This window comes from Paenibacillus sp. SJS-P3 (assembly GCF_056711585.1).
Map to the genome: position 1 here is coordinate 3,701,015 of NZ_CM160043.1, position 24,767 is coordinate 3,725,781.

The following is a 24,767-nucleotide window of genomic DNA, read 5'->3' on the forward strand; positions in this document are numbered from 1 at the left end:
TAAGTTCACGTAATGCCTCGCAAGAAATCATGCTGCGCTTCTTGGTCCCTATTCGAGCTTTCAAGTATTTCGATCCGTTAAGTCCCCAACAGTCCGTCCAACGTCTGCGTCCGCTTCAATACAAAAAGCGCCCCTGAAGCATATATGCTCCAGGGGCGCTGTTCAGAACGAGCTTATTTCTTGCTCATGTTGTCCCATTTGTCTTGGATGTTTTGCATAAGCTGGTTTTGGTCGACTTTCTTGGCGACATAAGCCTGCATTTCCGAACCGACTTCCTGCGGGAGGCCTTCAGGCATCTGGCTGAAGAACCAGCCGGAGGATTTGCCTTCCTTGTTGTAGGCGACGATGTCGTTGGCGATGGCGCCGAGCACCTTGCTGTCGGTGACTTCAACGGATTTCAAGGCCGGAATGAACTTGAATTCGTTCACGATATATTTCTTGCCCGTCTCGGACGTCGCAAGCCAAGTCAGGAACTCTTTGGCGGCGTCTTTGTTTTTGGAGTTCTTGTTGACAGCCCAGTTGTTAGGCACGCCGACGAAAATGTTGCCGCTCTTCTCGCTGTCGTCGATCGGCATCGGCAGCAGGCCGATGTTCATGTCCGGCGTAATGCCGTCGATTTGCACCTGAGTCCAGTTGCCTTGCTGCATCATGGCCGTCTTGCCGCTTGCGAACAGCGTTACTTGCGTGTTGTAGTCCGTCGTCAGCGGGTTTTTGTTGCTGTATTTCAACGTGAGGTCAAACAGCTTGAACCAGTTTTGGAACACGGCGTTGCCGGCGAGTCCGCCCTTGCCTTCGTTCACGCTGTTGACGAATGCCGTAGGATCATCCTGGTTGGCCAAGCCTACGTTGAACAGATGGTTGCCCAGCACCCACCATTCCTGGTAGCCGTCGGAGAACGGCGTGATGCCTGCTGCTTCCAGCTTTTTGCACGCTTCTTCAAGCTCAGTAAGCGTTTTTGGAGGAGTCGTGATGCCGGCTTTTGCGAACAGATCCTTATTGTAGATGAAACCGTAGCCTTCTACGCCGACCGGCATTCCATAGAGCTTGCCGTCACGTGAAATCTGATCCTTGGCCGAATCGATGATATCGCCTGCCCAAGGCTGGTCGGACAGATCCTCCAGCTTGTCGATCCAGGTGGTCAGCTCCGAGTTGCCTGCGTTGTTGAAAATGTCGGGCTCCTGGCCGGCAGCGAACTTCGCCTTCAGGCCTGCGCTGTAATCTGCGCCCCCGCCCATTGTCTCGACATTGAGCGTGACGTTGGGATGCTCTTTCTCGTAATCGGCTTTGAGCCGGTTCATCGCGTCGGCGATTTCGACCTTGAATTGGAAAATATTCAGCGTGACTTTCTTGCCGCTGTCGCCGCCGCTTGAATTCGTATTGGAAGCCGCATTCGTCGCAGGGCTACTGTTCTGGTCTGCGGAGCCGCCGCTGTTGCCGCCCGATGTGCTGCAGCCGGCCATCACGCTGAGCGCGAGACCCGCGGACATGACGGTAAGCAATCCCTTTTTCATAGGAAAATTCCTCCTTGGTATGTTGACCCTCTTTTGTAAATTGAAGTGTTTACTTATGCTTACAAATGAAGTATAACCTCAGGCATGCAAGCGTTGCCACAGAGAATGTTGAACAAAAAGGTGTAGAATATTGACATCCGAAGCTTTTGTCAATATTCTACACCTTTTGTCGAAAGCGATTGTCGAAATAAATGGAATATTATATCGTTTTCCTTTATCGAACGAAAGAAACGGCCTCCTCCTGCCGCCGTCTCGATTCCTCAGCACGCATACGTTTGCACATAATGCGGCAGCCCGTCTCCGCCAGCCCTGCCGCCCTGCAATAGAAAAACCCCGGCAAGCCGCTGGCTGCCGGGGAAGTTCATTGCTGCTGGATCAAGCTGCTTACTTCTTGATCATGTCGTTCCATTTCTTCTGGATATTTTTCAGCAGCTGCGCCTTGTCGGATTTGCCCGCCACATAGGCCTGCATTTCCGCGCCGACCTCCTGAGGCACGCCTTCCGGCATCTGGTTGAAGTACCAGCCGCTCGTCTTGCCTTCCTTGCTGTATTTCATGATATCCGTCGCGATCGGTCCGAGAATCGATTCGTCCGTCACTTCCACGCTCTTCAGAGCCGGGATGAACTTGAACTCGTTGACCGTGTACTTCTTGCCGGTCTCGGAGGTTGCCAGCCAGTTCAGGAATTCCTTGGCGGCTTCCTTGTTCTTGGAGTTCTTGTTCACGACCCAGTAGTTCGGAACGCCGACGAGGATGTTGCCGCTCTTCTCGCTGTCGTCGATCGGCATCGGCAGCAGGCCGATGTTCATGTTCGGCGTGATGCCGTCGATCTGCACCTGAGTCCAGTTGCCTTGCTGCATCATCGCTGCTTTGCCGCTCGCAAACAGCGTCACTTGCGTGTTGTAGTCGGTCGTCAACGGGTTTTTGTTGCTGTTTTGGATCGTCAGGTCGAACAGGTTGAACCAGTTCTGGAACACCTTGTTGCCTTCAAGTTCACCCTTGCCTTCGTTCATCTTCTTCATGAAGGCGGCCGGATCTTCCTGATCGGCCAGGCCTACGTTGAACGTATGGTTGCCGAGCACCCACCACTCCTGGTAGCCGTTCGAGAACGGCGTGATGCCGGCCGCTTTAAGCTTCTCTACCGCGGCTTTGAGCTGCGTCATCGTAGCCGGAGGCTCCGTGATGCCGGCTTTGGCGAACAGATCCTTGTTGTAGATGAAGCCGTAGCCTTCGATGCCCATCGGGAGGCCGTAGTTTTTGCCGTCGCGGGTAATGGCTTCCTTCGCCGTCTCGACAACGTCGCTCTGCCAAGGCTGATCCGTAAGATCCTCCAGCTTGTCGACCCAGGTGTTCAGGTCGGAGTTGCCTCCGTTATTGAAGATGTCGGGCTCTTGGCCGGAAGCGAATTTCGCTTTCAGGCCCGCGCCGTAGTCGGCTCCGCCGCCCATCGTCTCGAGATTGAGCTTGACGTTCGGATGCTCTTTTTCGTAATCGGCTTTCAGCCGGTTCATCGCATCGGCGATCTCGACCTTGAATTGAAAAATATTCAGCGTTACCTGCTCTCCGCTTGCGCCGGAGCCGGTATTGGCGTTTCCTTCCGTGTTGCCGCCGTTGTTCGTCGTGCTGCAGCCTGCCAGCATCGAAATAGCCAGGCCTGCCGAGACGGCCGTAAGCAATCCTTTTTTCAACATTGCTTTTTTACCCCCTTGAAATCGTACTCCACGATAGTATGTCCAACTGGTTGCATTTAACGTTTATGTTCGGAGCTTTTTAAGTATAAACCATTCTGCGCAAACGTTCCCACAGAACATATTGCGAATATATGGGGAATATATTGATGCTTCATCAGGAAATCAATATTATCATAGGAAGGTGTCGAAAAAAGAAGATGCTGACGACACCCGCAGGTAATCGTCAGCATGACTTTGAACAGAAGAATCAGCCTTTCACCGAACCGGCCGTAATGCCGGAAATGATATGACGCTGAAGCGTCAGGAAGAAGATCAGGATCGGCAGGATGCCCATGACCAGACCGGCAAGAGCCAGATCCCACTGCTTCGTGTATTGGCCGAAGAAGCTGTACGTGGACAGAGGAATCGTCCGCTGGCCTTCGCCGAGAATCAAGTTCGGCAGCAGGAAGTCGTTCCAGATCCAGAGGCTGTTCAGGATGATGATCGTAGCTGTCATCGGCTTGAGGAGCGGGAACACGATTCTCCAGAAGACTCCGTAAGGCGAGCAGCCGTCCACGGTCGCGGATTCCTCGATCTCCTGCGGAATCGACTTCACGAAACCGTGATAGAGGAAGATCGTGAGCGACGATCCGAAGCCCATGTAGCAGACCCATAAGCCCGGAAGGCTCTTCGTCAGATGGAACCAGCTCGCGGTCTTGACGAGCGGAATCATGATCGATTGGAACGGAATGACCATGGCCGCGACGAAAAGCATGAACAGCAGGTTGTTGTACTTGGTCGGACGGCGAACCATCCGGTATGCGGCCATCGAGCAAATGACCGTAAGGCCGATGATGCTTGTCAGCGTAATGACGAGCGAGTTCGCGAACGAAGCCGGGAACTTCATGATTTCCCATGCTCTCGTGAAATTGTCGAACGTCGCAGGACTCGGCAAGGATGCGGAGTCGAGCAGGATATCTCCGTACTTCTTCAGCGAGTTGCTCACCAGGAAGTAGAACGGCACCAGGAATACGAGCGCGACCAGCAGCGCGATGATTTCCAGCACGAAGGTACTGATGCGGTATCGGGACGTTTCCATTAAGCCTGCACCTCCCGGCGTTTAGTCAGGTACACCTGGAGCGAGGTCAGCAGCGCGACGACGATGAAGAATACGAGCGCCTTCGCTGTGCCATAGCCGAAGTTGTTGTTCTGGAACGCCTCGTTGTAGATGTTGAGCGCGACGGATTGCGTCGAGTTGTACGGTCCGCCCTTGGTCAGGGACAGGATGATGTCGAAGGACTTGAACGACCACGACAGCGCGAGGAACAGCGCGATCGTGACGGCAGGCATGATCAGCGGCACCGTGATATGGCGCAGGCGCTGCCAGGCAGTCGCTCCGTCGATGGAAGCCGCTTCGATCAGATCGCGGGGAACGTTGATGAGGGCGGAGATGTAGATGACCATCAAGTAACCCGCCGTGCTCCAGATCGTCACGATGACGATGCCCCAAAATGCGGTCGGCTCGTCGCCGAGCCAAGGGAGGTTGAAGAAGGCCCAGCCTGTTTTGTCGCCTACGGCCGTAAAACCTTTTACAAAGATGAACTGCCAGATGAAGCCGAGCAGCAGGCCGCCGATGACGTTCGGCATGAAGAAGATCGTCCGCAGCACGTTGCGGGACTTGACCGGCTGCGTCAGCAGCAGCGCCAGGACAAAGCCTACAAGGTTCGACAGGATGACGGCTGCGATCGTGAATTTCACCGTGAACTTGAAGGAGTTGATGAATGTCTGGTCATGGAACAGCCGGGAGAAGTTGTCGAATCCGACAAAATTATACCCTCCGACACCATTCCAGTCCGTAATGGAGTAAAACATGCCCATGAAGAAGGGAAGTGCGACGATTATCGCGAACGCAAGTGTCGCAGGGCCCGTGAATACGATCTGCTGGAGCCACTGGCTCGACCATCCTTTGCTTTTCATCCCGTTTCTCCCCTTTCTCTAGAAGGAATCTTAGTAAGTCTTTCCATTGCCAAGCGCCATTATCCGGACAGCTTGTGGATTTTCCTCAAGTATACGCTTTCGCTTTCCCCGCTCCCACAGAGGATGATGACTCAATAGGGGTAAAATATTGATGCTGCCCGTAGGGACCGCTATAATACGATAAGGGCGTAGTTAAATAGGCCCATAAAGGAGCATCGGAGCTTGAAATTCTACTGGATCAAGCGAAGCATCCGAACCAAGCTGGCCGTTTTCCTGCTGCTGGCGATCGCGGTTCCGATGCTGGCATCGCTCATCATTACCAATACAAGGACAGCAGATTTCGTCGCCGCCGACACAGTGCGGCAGAACTCGAGCCTCCTTTACCAGGGCAGGACCAACCTGGCCAACTATTTTCAGTCTTTTTTCCAAACTTCCCTGGCTCCTTATTCGGACACTACCCTGTACAGGACGCTTGAAACAGGACGCAGCGACTATCTGGTCGACAATCAGATTTTCGTCAGCCTCCAGATCATGTCCTCGTCGGTCAAGGAAATTTATCAGGTCTACCTCCATTCGGGCAGAGCGGAGCGTGGATATCTCTTCTCCCGCGGACAGTATAAGCGGATGGACCAAATCGTGGCCGCGCCGGGAACGACTCTGGAGGAAGGCATATCTTATACGATCAAGCCTCTTCATATGAGCAGCAGCTATGGAATCAACTCCACGCCGCTCATCCTGTCCCGGCCCGTCATCACCTTGATCCGGCCGGTCTATCAAATTCCGAGCAGCAAGCAGATGGGCACGCTTTCGCTGGACATTACAACCGAGGTCATCGATTCCATCTGCGCCCAGTTGTACAGCGCCGGCGGAGGCGAGGAAGTATTCCTGCTCGCGCACGACGGAACCATCGTCTACGGACCAGGCCAATACGGCAAGGGCCTGAAGCTCAAGGAGCCATGGGCCGAACCGATCCTGAAGCTGGCCTCCGCCGGGGAGAGCGGCAACGTGGAGCTTAAGGACTCCCATTCCAAGAGCGTGTTCATCTATGAGTCGCTTGAAGCCGGCGATCATAATTGGGTGCTCGTCAAGCGCATCCCTCCTTCCGTCCTGCATGGAGCGACCCGTCAGATCACGCAGGCCAATACGTGGGTGCTGCTCGGCTCCCTGCTTCTCGTGACGCTGACCGCCCTGTTCGTATCCTTCTGGATCACCAGGCCGATCAAGCAGCTTACGGGCTACGTCAACCAGATCCAGTCCGGTCGCCTCGAGACGGATATCCATCTGCGCCAGTCCGATGAGATCGGACAGCTGGCGCGGCGCTTCCGGATGATGATGGAGACGATCAACAATCTGGTCCTTCGCGAATATCGGCTCGAGCTGGCGAACAAGACGAATCAGCTTAAGGCGCTGCAAGCCCAGGTCCATCCGCATTTCCTGTACAATGCCCTGCAATCGATCGGCACGACGGCGCTGCAGCGCGGAGTTCCGGATCTGTACAAGCTGATCATGCAGCTCGGCAAAATGATGCGCTACTCCATGAATACGGCGGAGGAGTTTGTCTCTATTTCCCAGGAAATCGATCATACCCGCTCTTACCTGGAGCTCCAGCGCCATCGGTTCGGCGACAAGCTGACCTATGAGATATCCGGCGATCCCGTCGCGCAGCGGGCTTCCGTTCCGCGGATGATTATCCAGCCGGTGGTGGAGAATATTTTCAAGCATGCTTTCGATCCCGCTGGAGGCATGGTCCATGTCTCGATCCGCACTCAGCTGGAGGACAACCGGATCACAATCGAAATCGCCGACAACGGTCCCGGGATGAATGAAGGAAAGCTGGCCTCTGTAAGGCAGCGAATCAGCCGGGACGGAGAGATCGGAGACGAGTCGGGCAGTCATATCGGACTGGCCAACGTCGCTGCGAGGCTGAGGCTGCATTGCGGCGAGAGCGCCCGCATGGAGCTCGAATCCGGAGCGGCTCCGCTTGGCGGGCTGATGGTCACGCTTGTCATTCCGGCCGCGGATTGACCAGAGGGCTTCCGTGATGCCCCTTTATATAGAGACAGGAGAGAAAAATCATCATGAATATATTGATCGTCGACGACGAAACCCATGCCCGGGAAGCCGTCAAGCTGCTTGTGGAATGGAAGGAGCTTGGCGTCGACCTGATTCTTGAAGCCGACAACGGCGAAGCGGCCAAGCTGCTCGTCGCCGAGCATTTGCCCGCGCTCGTCTTGACGGACGTGCATATGCCTATCACGAACGGGCTGCGCTTCATGGAATGGCTGAGCGACCACTATCCCCAGACGAAGATCATCGCCATCAGCGGCTACAACGACTTCGATTATGTGCGCAAAACGATGAAGTACGGTGGAATCGACTATATTCTCAAGCCGATCGATCCGGATCAGCTGATGGAAGCCTCCAAGCGCGCGATCGGGTCCTGGTGCCAGGAAACAAAGGAAAGGCAGCGCCAAGTCGAGAGCGGAATCGCCATGAACCAGTACAAGCCCGTATACTGGAGCCACTTGTTCGGCAAGCTGGCATCGGTGTCGAACGAGTCCGAGCCGGCTGCCGCGCAGCTTCATTCCGAATTCCAGGGCTTTCCGCAGCAAGGGGCTTTCCAGACTGCCGTCTTCAGCCTGTTTCCGGTTCAGGAGAAGCTGCTCAAGCGGTTTCGCGGCGACAAGGAGCTGCTCGAATACGCCATCATCAACGTATTCAACGATCTGATGCGCAGCGAATGGCAGTGCGGATATGCTTTCCGTTCCCCCAATGCAGCCGATGAAGTGATCGCCCTGTTCTGGGAAGGACATGATTTCATCGCGGAAAGGACGGCCAGACTTCTCGAAGCCGTTCGAATGACGCTTAGGGCCGATTTGTATGCCGGCATCGGCAGGCTCGTGCCGGAAGCCGAGCAGACCGGATTGTCCGTCCAATCCGCCAGGCAGACGCTTCAGCGCCGAAATCTCCTCGCCGACGGCGTGAGGATTTCCCATGCGGGAACCGTGCAGCCTTCCGCAGCTCCGCATTTGACCGATCTGGAGGAGCCGCTCCGCCTCGCTCTGCAAATCCGCAATCCTGCGGAAGCGACCGCCGCTTTGAGAGATTGGTTCGGCAAAGTCCGGCGCTCCGGCATCGTCACGCCGGGCGATCTCGCCCTATGGGAACGGCAGAGCGAAATGATGTTCACGCGCCTGCATAAGGAATTCCTGCCGGAAGATGCCGAAGATGAGCAGGCCAAGTCCCGGACAGCCCCCCTGCCGGTCCGGTTCGACGAAGACGGACGGCTGCTGCTCGACGAGACGGAGAAGGAGTTCCGGCTGCTGCTGCTGGACTGGATGGAAAGCCTGCTCAAAAGAGTCCGGCAGGACCGCAGCATCATCGCCGAGATGATCTCGTATATCGACGGCCATTTGGAGGAAGACTTATCCTTGCAGACGCTGGCTTCCCGCTTCTTTCTCAGCCGCGAGCATGTGAGCCGGCGCTTCCGTCAGGAAACGGGAAACACGCTCAGCGATTACGTGGAAAAGCTGCGGATGGACAAGGCCCGCCGGCTGCTGCTCGGATCCTCCCTCAAGATCGCGGAAATCTCGAGCCAGGTCGGATACTCGGACGAGAAATATTTCAGCAAGGTATTCAAGAAGCATTCGGGATGCTCTCCAGGTCAATACCGCAAAGAGGATTGACACAGGTTGTTCACAAATAGAACCGTTTTCTTTTTCCAGCAGGTTGGGTATAATGGTATCAATTCGTTCGGAGGTGCTACATATGTCCGTTCCATTCATCGTGGTTCTTGTCGTGTCCCTGCTGTTCCTGACGGCCATGTTCACGGCCGCCTACAATGACGACAAAACCAAGGGACTATAATCCCATCCGATGACGCTGATCGTCAGACAAGCCCCGGCATGCTACTCATGCCGGGGCTTATTCGTCGTTTCCGGCCGCAAGTCAGTGGCCGAGTACGGGATGCGGAATATAGGGATCCTCGAGCAGCGCCGTCTCCTCCGGCGTCAGCTTAAGCTGCAGCGCCGCGACGGCGTCCTCGAGATGCTGCGGCTTGGTCGCTCCGACGATCGGCGCCGTCACGGCGGATTTGCCGAGCACCCACGCAAGCGCAGCCTGGGCCCGCGGCACGTCGCGCGACGCCGCGATTTGCCCGACCCTCTCGACGATGACCCGGTCCGAATTCTCCGAGTAGGCGTACAGCCGCGGAATGACCAGATCGCTCTCGAAGCGCTCGCTGCTCTGGTCCCAGTCACGGGTGAGGCGTCCCCGGGCAAGCGGGCTCCAGGGAATGACGCCGACGCCAAGCTCCTCGCACAGAGGCAGCATCTCCCGCTCTTCTTCCCGGTAGAGCAGATTCAAGTGGTTCTGCATGCTGACGAACTTCGTCCAGCCTCCCCGCTCCGCCGCATGCTGGGCTTGCAGGAACTGCCAGGCGTACATGGATGAAGCGCCGATATACCGCGTTTTCCCGGCTTTCACGACATCATGGAGAGCTTCCATCGTTTCTTCGATCGGGGTTCCCGGATCCCAGCGGTGAATCTGGTACAGGTCGACATAGTCGGTGCCAAGCCTACGCAGGCTGTTGTCGATCTCCGACATGATTGCCTTGCGGGACAAGCCGCCGCCATTCGGGCCGGATCGCGTGGGGAAATATACTTTGGTCGCGATCACGACATCGTCGCGGCGCGCAAGATCCTTGAGGGCCCTGCCTACGATCTCCTCGCTCGTGCCGTCGGAATAGCTGTTGGCGGTATCGAAGAAATTAATGCCAAGCTCAAGCGCTCTGCGGATAAACGGACGGCTTGCCTGCTCGTCCAGCGTCCATGGGTGGGAGCCTCTATCCGGAATTCCGTAACTCATGCATCCCAGACATAGCCGGGATACCTCCAGCCCGGTCTTGCCCAGCCTTGTATATTCCATTTGGACCTTCCTCCTGTCGCTCCGGCCTGTCAGCAGGCTGTCGGAATGTCACTATCATACTGAATATTCAGGAAATTTCAACCATTTATATCCTTCCTCCCGGACGTGATGGGCGGCTGCACCGGAACAAAAAATAGCCCCGGAGCCCGGCCTCGCGGCCTTGCTTCCGAAGCTGCTTGCACAGATCGGCCCGGTATCGGGCTTCTCTGCCATCATTCCATGAATCAGCGGCGCAGATGCTGCATCTGGCTCATGCATTCCGAGCACAAATAACGTTCCTTGAAATCAGCTACTTGCTCCATCGATCCGCAGAAGACGCAGCGCGGACGATATCGCTCCAAAATGATTTGATCCCCTTGAACGAGGATTTCCACAGGATCCCCTTCGTTCATCTGGTAACGTTTGCGCAGGGATTTGGGCAGCACTATGCGGCCCAATTGGTCGACCTTTCGTACGACTCCAGCCGGTTTCATCGGTTGTATCCGCTCCTTATGTCTGAATTATCTAGTCACAACCAACCCTTCGGCTTGCAAATCATGCAACAGGGCATATGGATGTCCTTTTCTCCTACCATTCTCCATGACAGGAAGCAAATCCTTCCTCTGTTCATAGTTGCTTAATATTCTCCAACTTTTGGACAGAACGCCAAATATTCAAGCCATGCCGGGAAAGTCCGATTGCCTGAGCGCCTCGAACAAGACGATCGCCGCAGAATTGGACAGATTGAGCGAACGGACGCTGCCTGTCATCGGCATGCGGATCGCGGTATCCAGGTTGGCCGCGACAAGCTCGGGAGGCAGCCCTTTGGTTTCCTTTCCAAATACGAACAGGTCTCCGTCCCGATAATCCAACTGGTCGTAGCGTTTGGATGCCTTGGTGCTGGCGTAGAAAAACCTGCCTTCCGGAAAAGCATCTTTCACTTCCTGAAAGGAATCGTAATAATGGACCTGGACGGCATGCCAATAGTCCAGGCCGGCTCTCTTGAGCGTCCGGTCGTCGGTATCGAAGCCGAGCGGGCGGACAAGATGCAGATGCGCTCCGGTAGCCGCGCAGGTTCTGGCGATATTGCCGGTGTTGGCCGGGATCTCCGGCTCCACCAGGACGATATGATAAGACATCGTTTGCGACTTCCTTTCGGTCAAACTTCTGGGTAGACTTTACATTCCTTTTACGCAGCCTTAATTCCTATCTGAAGCTCGGGCTGTATACTGGAGTCAAGATCTGGTAAAAGGAGCCGAACAAGGTGACGAAGAAAAAAGTGCTGGTCGTTGACGATGAACCATCCATCTCGATGCTGCTGGAATTCAATCTCAACCTTGCAGGTTATGAAGTGCGGTCCGTCCACGACGGAATGGCTGTATTCGACATGCTGAAGCCTTTCCGCCCGGACCTCATCGTGCTCGACCTGATGCTTCCCAAGATGGACGGCATCGAAGTATGCCGGGAATTGCGCCGCCGCGGCAATGCCGTTCCGATCGTCATGCTTACCGCCATGCAGGATGTGTCCGACCGCATTGCGGGACTGGACAACGGCGCGGACGACTATATGACCAAACCGTTCAGCCCCCAGGAGCTCGTCTCCCGGATCGGCGCTATTTTCAGGAGAATGCAAGGTTATCCCGGCATCCATGCCGAAGTCAGCTATGAAGTCGGACCGCTGCAGGTCGATCTCGCCAAGCGCGAGGTCCATCTGAACGGCGAGCAGGTCGAGCTTACGCCCAAGGAGTTCGAGCTGCTCGTCTTCCTCTGCCGCCATCGCGGCAAAGTGCTGAGCCGGCAGCAGCTCCTGCAGGGCGTATGGGATTACCACTTCCTCGGCGATACTCGGATCGTCGACGTCCATATCAGCCATCTCCGGGACAAAATCGAACAAAGCGCCCGGTCTCCCGAGTATATTATGACGGTCCGCAATGTCGGATACAAGCTTACCGGCCCTTCCCCCAAGGACCAGACAGCGGCAATGGCATAATTTCGGCCTTCATGCATCTGCTTTTCCACTGCCTGCCGTTAACGCAAGAGCTCTTGCCTCAAGAGGCAAGAGCTCTTCTTATGTCCGGCTTGCTCAGCCGTTCTTCCTCTGGAACTCCGTCATGAAATCGGCAAGCGCCTTGCAGCTCTCAAGCGGAACCGCATTGTAGGCGGACGCGCGCAGGCCGCCGACGTCTCTGTGGCCCTTCAGCCCGACAAAGCCTTCCGCTTCCGATTGGCGGACGAATTCCTTGTCCAGCTCATCGGATTGCAGGCGGAACGTTATGTTCATCAACGAGCGGCTGCCGGTGTCGGCCACCCCGCTGTAGAAGCCGCCGCTCCGGTCGATGACATCGTAGATGAGAGACGCTTTGTCTCTGTTCGTCTGCTCGACGGCAGCCAGGCCGCCTTTGCCCTTGAGCCATTTGAGCACAAGCCCGATCATGTAGACCGCGAAGGAAGGCGGCGTGTTGTAGAGGGACTTGGACTTCGCATGCGTGTCGTAGCGGAACATCGTCGGAAGCGCCGCAGGACTGCTGGCGATCAGATCGTTGCGGGCGATGACGATCGTCGCGCCGGATGGCCCCAGGTTTTTCTGGGCGCCGGCATAGATCATGCCGAACCGGCTCATGTCGAGCGGCCTCGACATGATGTCGCTGGACATGTCGGCGATGAGCGGAACCTCCCCCGTATCCGGGAAAAACGGAAGCTGGGTGCCCTCGATCGTTTCATTGGAAGTCAGATGAAGATAAGCCGCGTTGTCAGGCAGGACAATCTCTTCCAGACTCGGCATGCGGGTGAACTTGGAGCCCTCCGAGGTGGCGGCGATCGCTGTCTCGCCGATCAGCTTCGCTTCCTTGATCGCTTTTTTGGCCCAGCTGCCGCTGTTCACGTACGCTCCGGTCAATCCCTGATGAAGGAAATTGAGCGGCACCATCGCGAATTGCGTGCTTGCGCCGCCTTGCAGCAGCATGACGCTGTAGGAATCCGGAATTTGGAGAAGCTCCCTCAGCAGCTGCTCCGCCTCGTCGTTGACGCCCTCGAACAGCTTGCTTCGATGCGACATTTCCATCAAGGACATGCCGGCACCCTTGTAATCGACAAATTCCTCCTGCGCCTGCTGAAGCACTTCAAGCGGCAACGCCGCAGGTCCTGCGTTGAAATTGTAAGCCCTCTTCGTCATGTTCCTTGCACCCCTGTCTCTGTCGCTGGAAAGATACACTCCAATAAAGTTATGGCTATCTTAACAAGATTACCTCTCTCGTTCAAGTGATAATTTCACGAACGCTGGTTGAGGAAGCGTTGAAGATCATTCGTCTTTGAGCAAAAAAAGAAGCTCCCGATAAGGGAGCTTCTGATCTTGAATGGTATAAGTCCGGATTAGCAGTCGAAATAGAGGCCGTACTCATGCGGATGGACGCGGATTGCGACGGCTTTGGCTTCCTGACGCTTGAAGGCAACGTAGTTGTCGATGAAGTCCTGGCTGAAGACGCCGTTTTCGGTAAGGAACCCGGAATCGGCTTCCAGAGCATCCAGAGCTTCTTCCAGGGATCCTGGAACGCTGCGGATTTCTTTTTTGTCTTCATCGGACAGCTCGTAGATGTTCTTGTCGTAAGGACCGAATCCGAGAGCGGTCGGATCGATTTTGCGCTTCACGCCGTCCAGCCCTGCAAGCAGCATCGCCGCGAAGCTCAGGTACGGGTTCGCCGTGGAGTCCGGCGTACGGAACTCGATGCGGCAGCCCTTAGGCGTAACAGCTGCAACCGGGATACGTACGGCAGCGGAACGGTTGCCCTTGGAGAACACCAGGTTGACCGGTGCTTCATAGCCTGGAACCAGGCGTTTGAAGGAGTTCGTGCTCGGGTTGGTCAGCGCGATCAGCGCCGGAGCGTGATGCAGAATGCCGCCGATGTAATGCAGCGCCATTTCGCTCAGGTTGCCGTAGCCGCCTTTCTCGTAGAACAGCGGCGAATCGCCGTTGAAGATCGATTGGTGAACGTGCATGCCGCTGCCGTTGTCTCCGAAGAGCGGTTTCGGCATGAACGTAGCCACTTTGCCGTACTGGCGGGCTGTGTTGTGCACGATGTATTTGTAGAGCAGGAGATTGTCTGCCGTCTTGGTCAGCGTATCGAAGCGGAAGTTGATCTCCGCTTGGCCGGCCGTAGCCACCTCATGGTGATGGCGCTCGACGCGGAGTCCCGCTTCCTGCATCAGGCGGACCATCTCGCTGCGAAGGTCTTGCTGGGAGTCGACAGGGGCAACCGGCACGTAGCCGCCTTTGACGCCTACTTTGAACGCCAGGTTGCCGCCCTCTTCCTTGCGGTTCGTGTTCCAAGCCGCTTCTTCGGAATCGACGAAGTAGGAGGAAGAGTTCATCGAGCTTTCGTAACGAACGTCGTCAAAGACGAAGAACTCGGACTCAGGGGCAAAAAATGCTGTCGTGCCGACGCCGGAGGATTGGAGGAATTCCTCTGCCTTCTGGGCGATGCTCCGCGGGTCGCGGTCGTAGCGTTCGCCATCCGGTGTGAAGATATTGCACATGACGTTCAAAGTCGGGTGATCCGTGAATGGATCCAGGAACACCGAACCGGTATCCGGCATCATGACCATGTCAGATTCTTCGATGCCCCGGAAGCCAGGAATCGAGGAACCGTCAAATGCGACGCCGTTCACGAACGTGTCACCGTCAACTTCCGTCGCAGGAAGAGTGATATGGTGAGCGCGGCCGGAGAGATCCACGAACCGGAAATCGACAAACTGGATGTTATTTTCTTTGATTTTGTCCAATACGCTTTGAACTGACATCTAAAATTTCCTCCATTTCCGAACGTTAGCATTAGTTAAGACCGAGATTGTTCAACTTTGGCTCTAAACCTTGAAGTAATTATAAAACCGTTGCTTTTAAGCGTCAATAGGTATGTCAGGTATTTTTGGAACAAGTGTAAGCAATACTCACAACATTTATACAATATTCACATTCTGCGGACGCTCTCAACGCAAACATCCGTAAGTCCCTTGACGTAAAAGGGTTTACGGATGTATTACGAGCAATATCGATATTAGCTGCATCTGTTGAAATTCAGCTCTACGCATATTTATGCGGAAGCGCTTTCTTTATCTCTCCTCCAGATAGCCGTTTCTACTTCTGCCAGACAACGAATTGATCCGCTTCTGCCTTGCTCGTGTCAAAATTCTTGCCGACGATCGGCGCAAGCTTTTCCAAATCCTTGAGCAGGCGGGCGAATTGATCGGGGAACAGCGACTGGATGCCGTCTCCCGTCATGGAATTGTCGGGATCCGTATGCATTTCAATGATCAGCCCATTGGCGCCGGCAGCCACGGAAGCTTTGGCCATCGGCTCCACCAGCTCGCGGCGTCCCGTTCCGTGGCTCGGGTCCGAGATGACCGGCAGATGGCTGAGGCCTTGCAGCACCGGAATCGCCGACAGATCGAGCGTATTGCGGGTGTACGTCTCGAACGTGCGGATTCCCCGCTCGCAAAGCATCACATTGGGATTGCCGCCTGCCAGGATGTATTCCGCCGCATTGAGGAATTCATCGTATGTGGAGCTGAATCCGCGCTTGAGAAGGACCGGCGTCTGGATCGTGCCGAGCTTGCGCAAGAGATCGAAGTTCTGCATGTTGCGGGTGCCGACTTGCAGAATATCGGCATGCTCCGCGCAGATATCGACGTATTCAGGAGTCATCACTTCCGTAATCGTGAGGAGGCCGTGGCGCCGGCCCGCATCCGCCATCATCTCCAGTCCTTTCACGCCGACGCCCTGGAAGCTGTACGGACCCGTGCGCGGCTTGAAGGCGCCGCCGCGAAGCACCTGGCCGCCGGCTGCCTTGACGAGGCGGGCGATCTCGTCGATCTGCTCCGGAGTCTCCACGGCGCATGGGCCGCCCATGATGACAAGATCGCTGCCGCCGATCTTGACTCCCTTGATATCGATGATCGTATCGTCGGGATGGAAGTCGCGGCTGGCCAGCTTGTAGGACTTGGAGATCTTGATGACATCCTCTACGCCCTTCATCTGGCGCAGATGCTCCGCAAGGGCCGGCTCCGCCTTGCCGATAATGCCGATGACGGTCCGGTCGATGCCGCGGGAGACATGGGCCTGCACGCCTGAACGCTCGATGTGGGATACGATTTCCTGTATGCGCTCTTCGTTGATGGATGATTGGGTAATGACGATCATAGTAAACACGCTCCGTTTCGCTTTCGTGCTTGTTCGCTTTTAAGCTTTTATGCTTTTATTTGATAAAGTAAATATACAAGGTTGCTCTGCTTACGTCAAGATCCGTTTCCACATGATATGCCCCCCGTGATTCATTGATGCCAAAAACAGGCCGGCCGATAATCATTGGCCAGCCTGTTCCGCTATAAATTCGGATTGATCGAACCTGGATCTTGCCCCATGCCTCCCTAATCCAAAGTCACTTCATACAGAATGGCGCCGCTGCGTCCGAATGCGGAGCTGCCGGAAGTCTCTCCCTCCGGACTTGCCGCCGGGGAACCGCCGTACTCGCTCGCGTCTATGGCCTTGCCATGCTCTTCGATCCAGGCATTGAGGTCGCTGCCGCCTTCACGGCCGCCTGCTCCGCCCGATCCTCCGACGAGGAAATATTTCACCTTGCCCGACCTCACCAGCTGCTCCAGCTTGGCAGAGTCATAGACCGGATCCGAGTTCTGGAAGCCGTGCAGGATGACGACCTTCTGCTTGGCCTCCACGATATAAGGAGCGGCTGTCCCGTAATCGGACACGGCGAGCAAATAGTCGGTCGTTTGGTTTTGCTTCAAATAGGCGAGCAGTCCTTCGTTCAAGCTCTCGCTTCCTCCCCTGTCGCCGGCTCCTCCCGGCATGCCCTGGAAGCCTCCTTGCATTCCTGACTGCCCGGAGAAATTCGGCCGTCCGCCTTGTTCCGATGAATTCGGCAAGCCGCCTTGTCCTCCGTTCACCGCATCCCATTGTCCGCCGGTCCTGGAGCCAGAGACGGCGAAGACGCCCCTTCCGCCTCCCATGCTGTTTTGGCCGTCGGGGCCGGCTGCGGGGATCATCGAGTTCTGACCGTACACGATCGGGGTCGCCGACCAGTAGGCAGGGCCGATCAGCAGCGCCGCAGCAGCCGCGACGGCTGTCCACCGGACCGCAGCGCTGTTGTCGCGCGAATTCAGGACGGCGAGAATGAGCGCGGCGAGCAGTCCGAGCCCCGCGACCGCGAGCGACCAGCCTACGCCGATCGTGCTCTCGTAAGGACGCAGGATGTGCCATTGGAACATCGAAGTCGCAGCGACGGCAGCCGGCAGGAGATAGACCTGCCAGCCTTTTCCTTGGCGGTATTTCGCCCACATCTCGCTCCAGCCTGCCCCGAACAACGCCGCAGCCGGAGGAGCCAGCATGATGAGGTAATATTGGTGGAAAAAGCCGGCGATGCTGAAAAATCCGCCGACGGGAATAAGCCAGGCCAGCCAGAACAGCGTTTCCTTATGCTTCTCCGTCATGGATTTCCGTCTCCATGCGGAGAGCAGCGCGACTGCCGCGATCAGGGCAAAAGGCAGCAGCCAGCTCGCTTGGCCGGAGAGAGCCTGCTGGAACAAGCGGAGCGGCCCCTTCTCCCCGGTGCCGAACATCCCGCCAGCCCCGCCTCCATTGCCGCCGAAGCCTCCGGGAACGCCTGCGGCTCCTCCTGCCCGCTCGAAGCGTCCGGATCGGTCGGAGCCGTTCCGCTGGTTTTGTCCGTCCGCGCTGTTGTCATTGATTTGAGGCTGCCCGTCCTGCCCCGTGCCGCCGGTTCCGTTTTGCGCTTGGCCGTCCTGCCAGGTGCCGTCTTCATTTCCCGGGAGCATTCCGCCCTGGCCTTGGCTGCCTCCAGGCAGAGCGCCGCCCGGAGCCATTGTCCCGGGGAAGCCGCCGGCGCCGCCTTGGGCACCTGGGCTGCGGTCTCCCGTCAGCCGGGAAACTCCGTTGTAGCCGAAAGCGAGCTGCAGCACCGAATTTCCCGTGCTGCTGCCGATATAAGGCCGCTTGTCGGCCGGCACGGAGTCTACGATTGCCGCCCAGGATACGGATATGGCCAGCATGAGAACCGTTGCTCCGGACAGCACAGCGAGCTTCTTCTTCCAAGGGAAGCGTACCGCCAGCAGATAGAGCAGATAAAAGGCCGGAAGGACCATGTACGCCTGGAGCATCTTCATGTTGAATGCCGCTCCGATCAGGGCGAAGGAAGCAAGCAGGCTGCCCGTCCGCTGCCCTCGTACGCCTCGCAGCAGAAACCACGCCGCCAGCAAGAGGGTGAAGACAAGCATCGCATCGATATTGTTCGTTCTCGACACCGCGACGCCGACCGGGGCCAGCGCCATCCCGAAGGCAGCGATGCGAGCGGCGGCGAGCCCGAAGGAAGGCTTGACGAGCAGGTAGACAAGCAGCACCGAGCCGATTCCAGCCAACGCTTGCGGCAGAATGACGCTCCAGCCATGCAAGCCGAACACGTAGGCGAACGCCGTCTGGATCCAGAAGGCAAGCGGGGGTTTGTCCACCGTCACCGATCCGGCAGAGTCCAGCGAGCCGTAGAAGAAGTTATGCCAGCTCTGCAGCATGCTGCCTACTGCGGTCGTGTAATACGTATTGGCGTAGGTTTCCTTCCCTATTCCATACAGGTTCAAAAAAGCGGACGCCAGCATGGCGGCGGCCAGCACCGGATCCAGCCGCCTGCCGGATCTTGCCCTCTCCCTGATTTCCATCTCTATCCCCACTCCTCTATCGGGTCATGAGCTCATTGTAAGCGGCCAAAATGAACCTTGAATGAACGACCTTCCAGATCGTAGAAATAGAACGGTATGGAATCCGCGGTGCCGGGAGGGGCTTTCGATTTCCTTTCCTTCTTGGAAGACTGATCTCCGCAGCCCCATGTCCGGAAACCCGTTTTTGTGCGGATAGAAAAAAAGCGTTTCTTCTATATAGAAGAAACGCTTAAGATCAACCGTATGGGGTAATGAATCATTCCGATGCCGTACGAGCCGGCGGGAGGACCCGGCGCAGCTTGCGCTTCTCCTTGCGCCGCGCAGCATAATACCGCAGCAGGGCACGGACGGTGAAGAACAACAGGGCGCCCAGCCATATGCCATCGATGATGCCGCCTACAATCAGCTTGAAGTTGAGAAGCAGGAACCGGTTGACCTCCGCCCCGACAAACGGAATGTCGAACACAAGGTGTGTCGGAAGCACCCATCCGCCGACCTTGTTGTGGAGATAAGCGAACGGCAGATAGATGACCTTCCCGATGACGAATCCGATCAGAGCCCCCGCAAGGCTGCCGCGCAGCATATAGATCAGAGGGAAGATCAGGAAAAAAGCCAGCCCGTACGTGGGGAGCGTGAACATTTCACAGAACAATCCGATCGAGAAGCCCATCGCCACGAAGGACGGACCGCCAGGAGCCCTCAGCAGCTGTATGAATTTGTACCGGATCCAGCGCCCGATCCGAGCAGACATCGGCCTCGGTCTGGATTTTGCTATATTGCCAGCCATCTTCCTACCCTCTTTATGCGCCTGACTTGGTCTTGATCTTGGGAAGCAGCTTCTTCATGTCGACCGTACGCTTCAATTCCCAGGTGGAAGCATCCTTCTCGTCGTATCGTTCCAGAAAATCGACGACCTCGCGCGTAAGCGGCGTCGGCGTGGAAGCGCCGGATGTCACCGATACGCGCTGCTTGCCCTGCAGCCATTCCAGCTTGAGCTCCGACAAGTCGGCGATCCGATAAGCCGGCACCCCGGATATCTCCTCCGATACCTGGGCAAGACGATTGGAGTTGTTGCTCCGCGGATCGCCGACGACGATCGTCAGCTCGGCCTGCCCGGCCTGATCAGCGACAGCCTCCTGGCGAACCTGCGTAGCGAGGCAGATCTCGTTGTGGATCTCAGCCGCAGGGTACTTCTCCAGCAGCTTCGAGATCAGATGCCGGATATCCCACTGGGACATCGTCGTCTGATTCGTGATGAGAATCCGGTCTCCGGGAACATCGAGCACCTCGATGTCCGCTTCCCTCTCGATGAGATGCACGAGGTCGGGCGCAACCCCGACCGCGCCTTCCGGCTCCGGATGGCCTTTTTTGCCGATATAGATGATATGGTAGCCCTCCGCGGTCTTCTCGGAAATGAGATCATGCGTCTTCGTCACGTCCGGACAGGTCGCGTCGACGACCGTAAGCCCCTTTTCCTTGGCGCGGCGCCGCACCGCCGGCGACACTCCGTGCGCGGTGAAGATGACCGTCCCCTTCTCCACCTGCTCGAGAATTTCCAAGCGGTTCTCCCCGTCAAGCGTAATGATGCCTTCTTCCTTGAATGCCTCCGTCACATGGCCGTTGTGCACGATCATGCCCAGAATGTATATGGGACGCGGCAGATCCAGGTTGCGAGCCGTCTGAAGAGCCAGCACCATGGCATCCACGACGCCGTAGCAATAGCCGCGCGGCGAAATCTTGACCACTTCCATCGAAATACCTGCTTTCCCGGCCGGCTTGAACTATCCGGTACGGCCGCACTGTATTCATTATACTCTATTCGACATGCACAGAAAAGGCGATAGGCAGCCAAACCGTAAACGTCGTTCCCGCTCCCGGAACCGTCCGCACCTCGACCGAGCCTTCATGCTCGTCGATGATCCACTTCGCGATGGACAGCCCGAGCCCGGTGCCGCTTGTGATGCCGCGCGATTCGTCGGCGCGGTAGAAGCGCTCGAAGATATGGGGAACCTGCTCGGGCTCCATGCCGAGGCCGGTATCCTGGATAATGATGCCTGCCTGGGCGCCGCTGACGACGGCCCGCAGCATGACGCTGCCCTCGGGCGTGTACTTGAACGCGTTCTCGATGAAGATGAAGAGCAGCTGGCGCAAATAATCCGGGTTGCCCATAACGCCGACTCCCACGAGGGAAGTCAGGTCTCCCGGCTTCCAGCTTGCCGTGCGCGGCAGCATGGAAGCGCGCCGCACGACATCCTCGACGACCTCAGTCAGCTCCACCGGCTTCTTCTCCATGACGAAGCCTGCGTCGGCCCGCGCCAGGGCAAGCAGATCGTTGACGAGCCGGCTCATCCGCCGCGCCTCGTCCCCGATATCCTTCATCGCCTCGCGAGACATTTCCTGGCGCATCGCTTCATGCTCGGAAACCTCGGGAATGCGGTTCGTACCGTCTTCAAGAGCCGGCTTCCAGATTTTCTCGAGCAGATCGATATTGCCGCGGATCGTCGTCAGCGGCGTGCGCAGCTCATGCGAGGCGTCGGAGACGAATCGGCGCTGCGCGTCGTAAGCTTCGTCCAGCTCGTTGTAGGCCAGCTCCATGCGCCCGATCATGCCGTTCAAAGTGTCCGTAAGACGGCCGAGCTCGTCGCTCGGGCCTTTCCAGGCGATCCTCCTGCTGAGGTCAGCTCCATTCTCGATCTGCTCCGCGGCCTGAATGACGATCTCGATCGGGCGCAGCGACTGGCGGGCCATCAGCATCCCGACGGTGAAAGCGACGATCAGGCCAATCAGCGAAGTGAAGACCAGGATGGTCCGCAGCTGCTGGAGCGTATTTTCCTGGACGATGATGTTGGAGCCGACCTGCAGCAGGCCGACGACCTTCCCGTTGCTGGCCATGTCCACAATCGGAACCTGGTACACGTAGAACGGATAACCGTTCGCCTTCGTTTTGACGAAATCAGATTTCTTCAATTGAGAAGAGTCCTTCTGGAACGGAAATACCAGATGATATCGCTCCATGTTGGCCGAAAGATTGTAGGTTCCCGTACGGTAGTTGACGATCTGGATATAGAATTCTCCCTGCAGGAGGGAGGATGGATCCACTTGCAGTTCTCCAGGAAGGAAGGTGCTGTATTTTTTGATCTGACTCCCTAAATCCTTCCCCTGGGCTTCCAGCTTGTTCTTCACGTCGGAATAAGCCTTATAGCTCTGAAAAGCATAAACCGTCCCCCCCATGACGATGAGGATGACGGCAAGAATCGCGCTGTAGGTAAGCGTAAGCTTGAATCGGATGGACACTTCTAGCTCACTCCTCCGCGGAGGACGTAACCGGTGCCCCGGACCGTCTGGATCAGGCGGCTGTCTGTGCCGGCATCCTCGGTTTTCTGCCGCAGCATGGCGATATAAACTTCCAGCACGTTCGACTCCCCGCTATAATCGTAGCCCCAGATCTTGTCCATGATGGAGTCGCGGGTAAGGACGCGCTTCGGATTCTGCATGAACAGATGGAGCAGGTCGAATTCCTTGGCGGTCAGCTCGATGCGGCGTCCGCCGCGCATCGCTTCGCGGGAATCCAGGTCGAGAATGAGATTCTCGAAGGACAGCCGGTTGCCCGGCTCATCCAGCTTGTCCGGCTTGCGGCGCAGCAGCGCGCGCACCCGCGCGAGCAGCTCCTCGAGCGCGAACGGCTTCACCAGATAATCGTCCGCGCCGAGATCGAGCCCCTTCACGCGGTCATGGATATCGTCCTTGGCGGTCAGCATCAGGATCGGCACGGCGCTGCCGCCTTCCCTGACGCGCCTGCATACTTCCCAGCCGTCCACCTGCGGCATCATGACGTCCAGGATCAGCAGCTGCGGATCGGCTCCGAGCAGCGCCTTGAGCCCTTCCAGCCCGTTGCCGGCCGTCGTGACCTCGTATCCCTCGAACGCCAGGCTGCGGCGCAGCATGGATGTAATCTTCTCATCATCGTCTACCACCACGATATGCGGTCTCATGGCCCAGCTCCCCTCGCTTGCTCGTTGAATCTATCCTACCTCAGCCGGCGGCGAATTGAAATCCGCAGCCGGTCCGTCCCGCTTCCCCGGCGGGGCGGACATAAGAGGAGCGCAGGCGTCACTACGCCTGCGCTCCGGAACAACCGGACATTCGTCGTACGGTTATTCGACGTTGTACTTGCTCTTGTCGCCGATCTCGATCGTGATGTCCATCTTCTTGCCGTTGCGGATGACGTTCATCGTCACCTTGTCGCCGACTTTTTTCTTCTGGATGACCGCGATCAGGTCTTCCTTCGTTTTGTACTTCGTTCCATCCATGCCGGTGATGACGTCATATTGCTGCAGGCCTGCCTTGTAGGCCGGAGCATTGAACGTCGTTTCCCGGACGATGGAGCCTTCCGTGCTGCTGAGGCCGAGCTCCTGCTTCATCTGGTCCGTGATGTCAGCCAGCGTCGCGCCGATGAACGGGCTTGGAGCGGAGCTTTGGCCGGCCTTCAGCTGATCCACGACTTCCTTGATCGTGCTCGTCGGGATCGCGAAGCCGATGCCCTGCGAGTCCGCGCTGATGGCGGTATTGATGCCGATGACTTCGCCGTTCATGTTGATCAGCGGACCGCCGGAGTTGCCGGGGTTGATAGAGGCGTCCGTCTGCAGCAGATGCTGGTAGTTGCGCGCGGTGCCGCCGGATTCCGAAGCGACCTGGATCGTACGCTCGCGGGCGCTCAGCACGCCGACCGTAACGGAATGGTCGAAGCCGTTCGGGTTGCCGATGGCGACGAGCCAGTCGCCGATGCTGCTGGCTTCGGAGTCGCCGAGCGGCAGCGTCGGGAAGTCCTTGCCGTCCTGCGGCTCTACCTTGAGCACGGCGAGGTCGAGATCCTTGCGCGCTCCGAGCAGCTTCGCTTCCAGCTCCTTGGTCGTGCCCTGCACCTTGACCTTGATCTGCTGCGCACCGTCGATGACATGCTGGTTCGTCAGAATATAGCCGTCTTTCTCAAAGAAGAATCCGGAGCCGAGTCCCGTTTCCTGCAGCTCTCCGCCCTGCTGGCCGCGGCTGCCGCCCCCGAACTGGTCGCCGAAGAACTGGCGGAAGAACGGGTCGCTGTCGAGGCCGCCGCCATAAGAACTGCTGGCGTTGCTGTAGGTCGTGATCAGCACGACTGCCGGCGAAGCTTTTTCCGATATCTGCGAGATGTTCATCGGACGGGTCGTGTCGGCCGCCGTAGAAACCTTGCTGGCGGTCGCGGTGCTGTCTCCTTGGCCCGATACGATGCCCGAAGAGGTCAGCGCCTGTCCCTTCGTGAACCAATCGTTCTCATCCGACGCCCACATCAGGCCGCCGACCGCGATCACGCCGGCGAGGAAGGATACGGCCGCGGTGCGGAAGCCTCCTCCGCGCCGCTTGCCGCCGCTTCCGCCGCCGCTCTGCCACTCGCCCTTGCCTGCATTGGAAGCCGGTACGAACGGGCGCAGCTGGCGGGGAGGCGTCACGACGACCTCGCGTGATTGGCCCTCCTGCGGGCGCTCCTCGGAAGCGCCGTAGGTCCCGGAAGGCTGCCCTTCCCGGCGCGGCTCCTGCCGGTCGGGCTGTCCTTGGCGGAAGGGGCCGTAGGAATAGTAGTAAGAGGAGCCTTCCTGGCGCTCGCCGCCGGAGTTATCCGGCGAATCCTGTTTTGCGCGTTCCTCGTTCTTCTTGCTCTCTTCGTCCCAGAATCCGTCGAAGCGGCCGTTGCCATTGCGATTGTCTTCCATCGAAAATTCCTCCTCGATTCTATGAAATGAGCTCCCTCATCCTCCCCGCGGGAGGCGCCGGACTGCCTGCGGAATGGCTTGCCCGCGGCCTTGCCGTCCGTGGAACCAGCGTGGAATGGTTATGTGTCTATCTTGCACAATCTACCTTAAAAGAAACTGAAAAAGGGCATAAGACAAAATAAAAAACCTTTGATTCCGCCTGAACGGGTCAAAGGCCTTGCCCAAAAGA

At 57.2% G+C, this 24,767-nt stretch carries 19 protein-coding genes; 3 read left to right on the forward strand and 16 right to left on the reverse strand.

The features are described 5' to 3' along the window. Window positions 1-173 precede the first annotated feature (173 nt). The 4 genes from AC06G8_RS17065 to AC06G8_RS17080 all read right to left on the reverse strand — a co-directional run bounded on the left by AC06G8_RS17065 (window position 174) and on the right by AC06G8_RS17080 (window position 5,156). Window positions 174-1,511 carry an ABC transporter substrate-binding protein gene (locus AC06G8_RS17065; protein ID WP_480283375.1) on the reverse strand — a complete coding sequence of 446 codons (1,338 nt, stop codon included), beginning with the start codon at window positions 1,509-1,511 and terminating at the stop codon, window positions 174-176. A 384-nt stretch (window positions 1,512-1,895) separates the two neighbouring features. Further along, window positions 1,896-3,200, reverse strand: a complete 1,305-nt coding sequence (locus AC06G8_RS17070) for an ABC transporter substrate-binding protein (protein WP_447663842.1) — start codon at window positions 3,198-3,200, stop codon at window positions 1,896-1,898. Between the two features lie 247 nt (window positions 3,201-3,447). Continuing rightward, entirely contained in the window at window positions 3,448-4,278 is an 831-nt protein-coding gene (locus tag AC06G8_RS17075) for a carbohydrate ABC transporter permease (RefSeq protein WP_447663843.1), read from the reverse strand. Next, window positions 4,278-5,156 carry a carbohydrate ABC transporter permease gene (locus tag AC06G8_RS17080; protein WP_021879069.1) on the reverse strand — a complete coding sequence of 293 codons (879 nt, stop codon included), beginning with the start codon at window positions 5,154-5,156 and terminating at the stop codon, window positions 4,278-4,280. The genes AC06G8_RS17075 and AC06G8_RS17080 overlap by 1 nt, the downstream gene beginning before the upstream one ends. 222 nt (window positions 5,157-5,378) lie before the next feature. Here AC06G8_RS17080 and AC06G8_RS17085 point away from each other — a divergent pair, with 222 nt between their 5' ends. Beyond that, window positions 5,379-7,181: a cache domain-containing sensor histidine kinase gene (locus AC06G8_RS17085; RefSeq protein WP_480283376.1), complete on the forward strand. Its 1,803-nt coding sequence runs from the start codon at window positions 5,379-5,381 to the stop codon at window positions 7,179-7,181. 53 nt (window positions 7,182-7,234) lie between these two features. Beyond that, window positions 7,235-8,842 carry a response regulator transcription factor gene (locus AC06G8_RS17090; protein ID WP_480283377.1) on the forward strand — a complete coding sequence of 536 codons (1,608 nt, stop codon included), beginning with the start codon at window positions 7,235-7,237 and terminating at the stop codon, window positions 8,840-8,842. Between the two features lie 262 nt (window positions 8,843-9,104). On the opposite strand, the gene AC06G8_RS17095 is transcribed toward AC06G8_RS17090, so the two are convergent. The 3 genes from AC06G8_RS17095 to trmL form a co-directional block, all read right to left on the reverse strand. Beyond that, window positions 9,105-10,082 carry an aldo/keto reductase gene (locus tag AC06G8_RS17095; protein WP_480283378.1) on the reverse strand — a complete coding sequence of 326 codons (978 nt, stop codon included), beginning with the start codon at window positions 10,080-10,082 and terminating at the stop codon, window positions 9,105-9,107. Between the two features lie 224 nt (window positions 10,083-10,306). Further along, window positions 10,307-10,555, reverse strand: coding sequence for an AbrB/MazE/SpoVT family DNA-binding domain-containing protein (locus AC06G8_RS17100; protein ID WP_447663847.1), 249 nt, complete (start codon window positions 10,553-10,555; stop codon window positions 10,307-10,309). A 180-nt stretch (window positions 10,556-10,735) separates the two neighbouring features. Then, a complete protein-coding gene (gene trmL / locus AC06G8_RS17105) occupies window positions 10,736-11,200 on the reverse strand; it encodes a tRNA (uridine(34)/cytosine(34)/5-carboxymethylaminomethyluridine(34)-2'-O)-methyltransferase TrmL (RefSeq protein WP_447663848.1) in 465 nt (154 codons plus the stop codon). A gap of 125 nt (window positions 11,201-11,325) precedes the next feature. Here trmL and AC06G8_RS17110 point away from each other — a divergent pair, with 125 nt between their 5' ends. Further along, window positions 11,326-12,051 carry a response regulator transcription factor gene (locus AC06G8_RS17110; RefSeq protein ID WP_021879075.1) on the forward strand — a complete coding sequence of 242 codons (726 nt, stop codon included), beginning with the start codon at window positions 11,326-11,328 and terminating at the stop codon, window positions 12,049-12,051. Between the two features lie 93 nt (window positions 12,052-12,144). On the opposite strand, the gene serC is transcribed toward AC06G8_RS17110, so the two are convergent. From serC to AC06G8_RS17155, 9 genes are all read right to left on the reverse strand, one after another. After that, window positions 12,145-13,233: a 3-phosphoserine/phosphohydroxythreonine transaminase gene (serC, locus tag AC06G8_RS17115; RefSeq protein WP_480283379.1), complete on the reverse strand. Its 1,089-nt coding sequence runs from the start codon at window positions 13,231-13,233 to the stop codon at window positions 12,145-12,147. A 197-nt stretch (window positions 13,234-13,430) separates the two neighbouring features. After that, on the reverse strand, window positions 13,431-14,855 hold the full coding sequence (gene glnA, locus AC06G8_RS17120; RefSeq protein WP_048748719.1) for a type I glutamate--ammonia ligase: 1,425 nt from the start codon (window positions 14,853-14,855) through the stop codon (window positions 13,431-13,433). 334 nt (window positions 14,856-15,189) lie between these two features. Then, the gene (gene aroF, locus AC06G8_RS17125; protein ID WP_480283380.1) at window positions 15,190-16,251 is read right to left on the reverse strand and encodes a 3-deoxy-7-phosphoheptulonate synthase; all 1,062 of its coding nucleotides are present in this window, start codon (window positions 16,249-16,251) and stop codon (window positions 15,190-15,192) included. Between the two features lie 227 nt (window positions 16,252-16,478). Then, a complete protein-coding gene (locus tag AC06G8_RS17130; RefSeq protein WP_480283381.1) occupies window positions 16,479-18,794 on the reverse strand; it encodes a glycosyltransferase family 39 protein in 2,316 nt (771 codons plus the stop codon). A 256-nt stretch (window positions 18,795-19,050) separates the two neighbouring features. Beyond that, window positions 19,051-19,581 (reverse strand): DUF2062 domain-containing protein, encoded by a 531-nt coding sequence (locus AC06G8_RS17135; RefSeq protein ID WP_480283382.1) that lies wholly within the window; start codon window positions 19,579-19,581, stop codon window positions 19,051-19,053. Between the two features lie 13 nt (window positions 19,582-19,594). Further along, window positions 19,595-20,545, reverse strand: a complete 951-nt coding sequence (locus tag AC06G8_RS17140; protein WP_447663853.1) for a 4-hydroxy-3-methylbut-2-enyl diphosphate reductase — start codon at window positions 20,543-20,545, stop codon at window positions 19,595-19,597. Window positions 20,546-20,609: 64 nt separating this feature from the next. Then, window positions 20,610-22,088, reverse strand: coding sequence for a sensor histidine kinase (locus AC06G8_RS17145; protein ID WP_480283383.1), 1,479 nt, complete (start codon window positions 22,086-22,088; stop codon window positions 20,610-20,612). 2 nt (window positions 22,089-22,090) lie between these two features. Next, window positions 22,091-22,786: a response regulator transcription factor gene (locus AC06G8_RS17150; protein WP_447663855.1), complete on the reverse strand. Its 696-nt coding sequence runs from the start codon at window positions 22,784-22,786 to the stop codon at window positions 22,091-22,093. A 162-nt stretch (window positions 22,787-22,948) separates the two neighbouring features. Continuing rightward, window positions 22,949-24,538 (reverse strand): S1C family serine protease, encoded by a 1,590-nt coding sequence (locus AC06G8_RS17155; protein WP_480283384.1) that lies wholly within the window; start codon window positions 24,536-24,538, stop codon window positions 22,949-22,951. Window positions 24,539-24,767: the final 229 nt, after the last annotated feature.